This window comes from Ramlibacter sp. (assembly GCF_035706265.1).
Lineage (GTDB): Bacteria > Pseudomonadota > Gammaproteobacteria > Burkholderiales > Burkholderiaceae_C > Ramlibacter.
Genome location: NZ_DASSVG010000021.1, coordinates 1 through 4,047 on the forward strand (window position 1 = coordinate 1; position 4,047 = coordinate 4,047).

The window sequence follows — 4,047 nt, forward strand, 5'->3', positions numbered from 1 at the left end:
CTGGCGACCAACGACGCCTCGGTGGCCGCCACCGAGGAGGCGCAGCCCGCGCTGGAGGGCTTCGACCCCGGCGCGATCCTGGCCGGCGCCGGCGTGGCGGCGCTGTGCGCGAGGAAGGATGGCGCCTGCCTGCGCACGCTGCCGGACAACTTCTAGTTTCTTGCGAGGGGAAGAGCGCCGGCCGGAGGGGCACGACGGCTGGCGAATGGGCCCCCCGCGTCAGAATAGTTGTCGCCCCGATAGAGCTTGAATTCTTCAGTTCAAGTTTCATGGATGGTGGTGGGAGGCTGTGGAGCTTGTGGGCGAAGGCCGGCGCGGTGGGCAACGCGGATGCGTTGTCCACGGCAAGCCGGCCGGTGCGCGAAGCGCATCGTCCACAAATCCACAGCCCGGCCGGCGCGGACCGCGCCGGCCCCCGCCGCCGGTTTTTTTGGCGGGGGCGATGGTTGTGAGAACGAATTGGCTCGGTACGGACAGAAATTCAAGGAACGCGCGGTGGCACGGCTGCTGCCGCCGGAGAGCGCTGCGGCAGAGGCCGTGGCGCGCGAAATCGGGGTGAGCATCGACACGCTGGAGCGCTGGAGGTCTGAGGCACTGGCCCAGCCCGCGCACGAGCGGGTCTGGACGGCGGCGGCCCGGCTGGAAGCGGTGATCGCCACGGCGGCGATGGACGAAGCCGCACGGGCGGCCTGGTGCCGCGCTCAGGGCGTGTATCCGCAGCAGCTGGCTCAATGGCGTGAGGCCGCTGCCGCAGCCTTGGCCGAACCGCAGGAAGCGCGCACCGCGCCCTCGCAGGCCAAGCAGGACCGCCGCCGCATCAAGGAGCTGGAGCGCGAGCTGCGCCGCAAGGAGAAGGCCCTGGCCGAGGCGGCAGCGCTGCTGGTGCTGTCAAAAAAACTCGAGGCGATCTTCCCCAAGGACAAGGGCGAGGCCGAATGATCGGCCTGGAAGATCGCCAAGCAGTGGCCCGACACATCGAGGCGGCACACGCCGCCGGCGCGCGCTTGGCGGCGGCATGCGAGTTCGCCGGCATCAGCGTGCGCACCCTGCAGCGCTGGAAGGCCGGAGAAGGCCTCCAATCGGGCGATGGCAGGCCGCAAGCCGTGCGGCCGGTACCTGCCCATGCCTTGACGCCCGAAGAGCGCCAGCGCCTGCTGGCGACAGCCAATGAGCCGCGCTTTGCCGACATGCCGCCGGCGCGCATCGTGCCGATGCTGGCCGATGAGGGCGTCTACTTGGCCAGCGAGTCGAGCTTCAGCCGGGTGCTGCGCGCAGCCGGCCAGAACAGGCACCGCGGCCGCGCCAAGGCGCCGCGCAGAAGCCGCCCGCCCACCACGCACGTGGCGACGGCGCCGGCGCAACTGTGGTGCTGGGACCTGACCTATCTGCCGGCGACGGTGGCAGGGCGCTGGTTCTTCCTGTACCTGATTCTGGACGTGTTCAGCCGCAAGATCGTGGGCTTCGAGGTGCACGAGACGGACAGCGCCGATCACGCCGCCCACCTGGTCAAGCGCACGGCACTGGCCGAGGGCATCCACGCGATGCCGGACAAGCCGGTGCTGCACGGCGACAACGGCGCGACCTTCAAGGCCACCACCGTGCTGGCGATGCTGCACTGGCTGGGTGTGAAGCCCTCGTACTCGCGCCCGCGCGTGAGCGATGACAACGCCTTCGTGGAGAGCCTGTTTCGCACGGCCAAGTACCGCCCTGAGTTCCCGGCCGGTGGCTTTGCCGACTTGCACCAGGCGCGCCAGTGGGCGGCCGACTTCGTGCGCTGGTACAACCACGAGCACCGTCACAGCGGAATCCGCTACGTGACACCCGCACAGCGCCACGCCGGAGCCGACCGGCAGATCCTGCTGGCCCGCCACGAGGTGTACCAGCAGGCGCGCGATCGCAATCCGCGGCGCTGGTCGTGCCACACGCGCAACTGGCAGCCTATCGAGGTGGTCACGCTCAATCCGGAACGCGACCCGGTCGCTCGAGCGGGGTGCCGGCCGGACAACGATAAGCAGCCCCTGGCTGCATGAATCAGGCGACAACTACCTTGACACGCCCCGTGGGGACGGGGGCGCATTCGGCCCCCGCTTTTTTTTTGGCTTTCCGAGCCCGCGCCCCCCGGCGCCAGCGCGTTCCCGTTCCGACTGACCCAGCTCAATCGGGATCAGTGTCGCCCTGACTACATTGAATGCAGGCCAAGAGGAAACGGCAACACTGAAAGGAGTACCTCATGTTGACCCTCACCCGCGACGACTTCCGCCTCCGCGCCGCCAGCTTCGATCTGACGAACACCTCCAACGTGCTGCGCATCATGGTCGGTGCGCTCATGATTCCGCATGCGGCGAGCAAGTTCGCTGCCGGCGCGATCAACCCCGGCACGGTCGCCTTCTTCGAGAAGGCCGGCATCCATCCGGCCGAATTCATGGTGGGCTTCGCGGCCGCCTCCGAGATCGCGGTGGCGATCGCGCTGATCCTGGGCATTTGCACCCGCTTCGCCGGCCTCGGCGCCGCCGCGATCCTGGCGATCGCCAGCTATGCCGTCGTCGCCGTCAAGGGCTTCGGCTGGACCTGGAACACCGGCGGCATCGAGTTCAACGTGGTCTGGGCGATCCTGGGCCTGCTGGTCGCGATCGACGCCTGGAAGGATTACGCCAGGTCGGCACGTCCCGCGCTGCGGGCCTACCGCCCCGCGCACGCGTAAGCGCATCCACCCTTCCGAACGAAAGGCGCCGCTCGCGTGGCGCCTTTTCTTGCTATTGACCTGGCGTAAGGGGGTGCTCAGCCGCGGTGGGATAATCAGGGTCTTCCCCCGCATTCCCCCTCCCCCGAGCCATGACCACGACCATCAAGGCCGCCGACCTGATCGAATCCGTCGCCGCCGCGCTGCAGTACATCAGCTACTACCATCCCGCCGACTACATCGCCCACCTCGCCCGCGCCTACGAGCGCGAGCAGAGCCCCGCGGCGAAGGACGCGATCGCGCAGATCCTGACCAACAGCAAGATGAGCGCGACGGGCCACCGTCCGATCTGCCAGGACACCGGCATCGTCAACGTGTTCCTGAAGATCGGCATGGATTGCCGCCTCGAGGGCTTCTCGGGCAGCCTGGAGGACGCCGTCAACGAAGGCGTGCGCCGCGGCTACCTGCATCCGGACAACACGCTGCGCGCCTCGGTGGTCGCCGATCCGCAGTTCGAGCGCAAGAACACCAGGGACAACACGCCCGCCGTCGTCAACGTGGAACTGGTGCCGGGCAGCAAGGTGGAAGTGACGGTCGCGGCCAAGGGCGGCGGCAGCGAGAACAAGAGCAAGATGGTCATGCTCAACCCGAGCGACTCCATCGTCGACTGGGTGCTCAAGACGGTGCCGACCATGGGCGCCGGCTGGTGCCCGCCCGGCATGCTGGGCATCGGCATCGGCGGCACCGCGGAAAAGGCGGTGCTGCTGGCCAAGGAAGCGCTGATGGAAGACCTCGACATGTACGAGCTGCAGGCCAGGTCCTCCCGCGGCGAGAAGCTGTCGAAGCTGGAGGAGATGCGCCTCGAGCTGTTCGAGAAGGTCAACGCGCTGGGCATCGGCGCCCAGGGCCTGGGCGGCCTGACGACGGTGCTGGACGTCAAGATCAAGACCTTCCCCTGCCACGCCGCGGGCAAACCGGTGGCCATGATCCCCAACTGCGCCGCCACCCGCCACGCGCACTTCGAGCTCGATGGCTCGGGCCCCGCCTACATCGATCCGCCGAGCCTGGACCTGTGGCCGAAGATCGACTGGGCGCCGGACACGCAGAAGAGCAAGCGCGTCAACCTCGACACGCTCACGAAGGAAGAGATCGCCACCTGGAAGGCCGGCCAGACCCTGCTGCTGAACGGCAAGATGCTCACCGGCCGCGACGCCGCCCACAAGCGGATCCAGGACATGCTGGCCAAGGGCGAGCCGCTGCCGGTGGACTTCCGCAACCGCGTGATCTACTACGTCGGCCCGGTCGACCCGGTGCGCGACGAGGTGGTCGGCCCCGCCGGCCCGACGACTTCCACCCGCATGGACAAG

At 68.4% G+C, this 4,047-nt stretch carries 3 protein-coding genes; all 3 read left to right on the forward strand.

Going from position 1 to position 4,047, the window contains the following annotated elements; translation table 11 throughout:
* Positions 1–459 precede the first annotated feature (459 nt).
* Positions 460–2,030, forward strand: a protein-coding gene (locus VFM98_RS00815; RefSeq protein ID WP_325107984.1) for an IS3 family transposase whose coding sequence is annotated in 2 segments (ribosomal slippage) — positions 460–898 and positions 898–2,030 — 1,572 coding nt in all. Because the reading frame shifts where the segments join, the coding sequence is not laid out codon by codon here.
* Between the two features lie 200 nt (positions 2,031–2,230).
* Positions 2,231–2,701: a DoxX family protein gene (locus VFM98_RS00820; RefSeq protein WP_325107985.1), complete on the forward strand. Its 471-nt coding sequence runs from the start codon at positions 2,231–2,233 to the stop codon at positions 2,699–2,701.
* A gap of 131 nt (positions 2,702–2,832) precedes the next feature.
* The coding region (locus tag VFM98_RS00825; protein WP_325107986.1) for a fumarate hydratase at positions 2,833–4,047 on the forward strand (1,215 nt) is incomplete at its 3' end.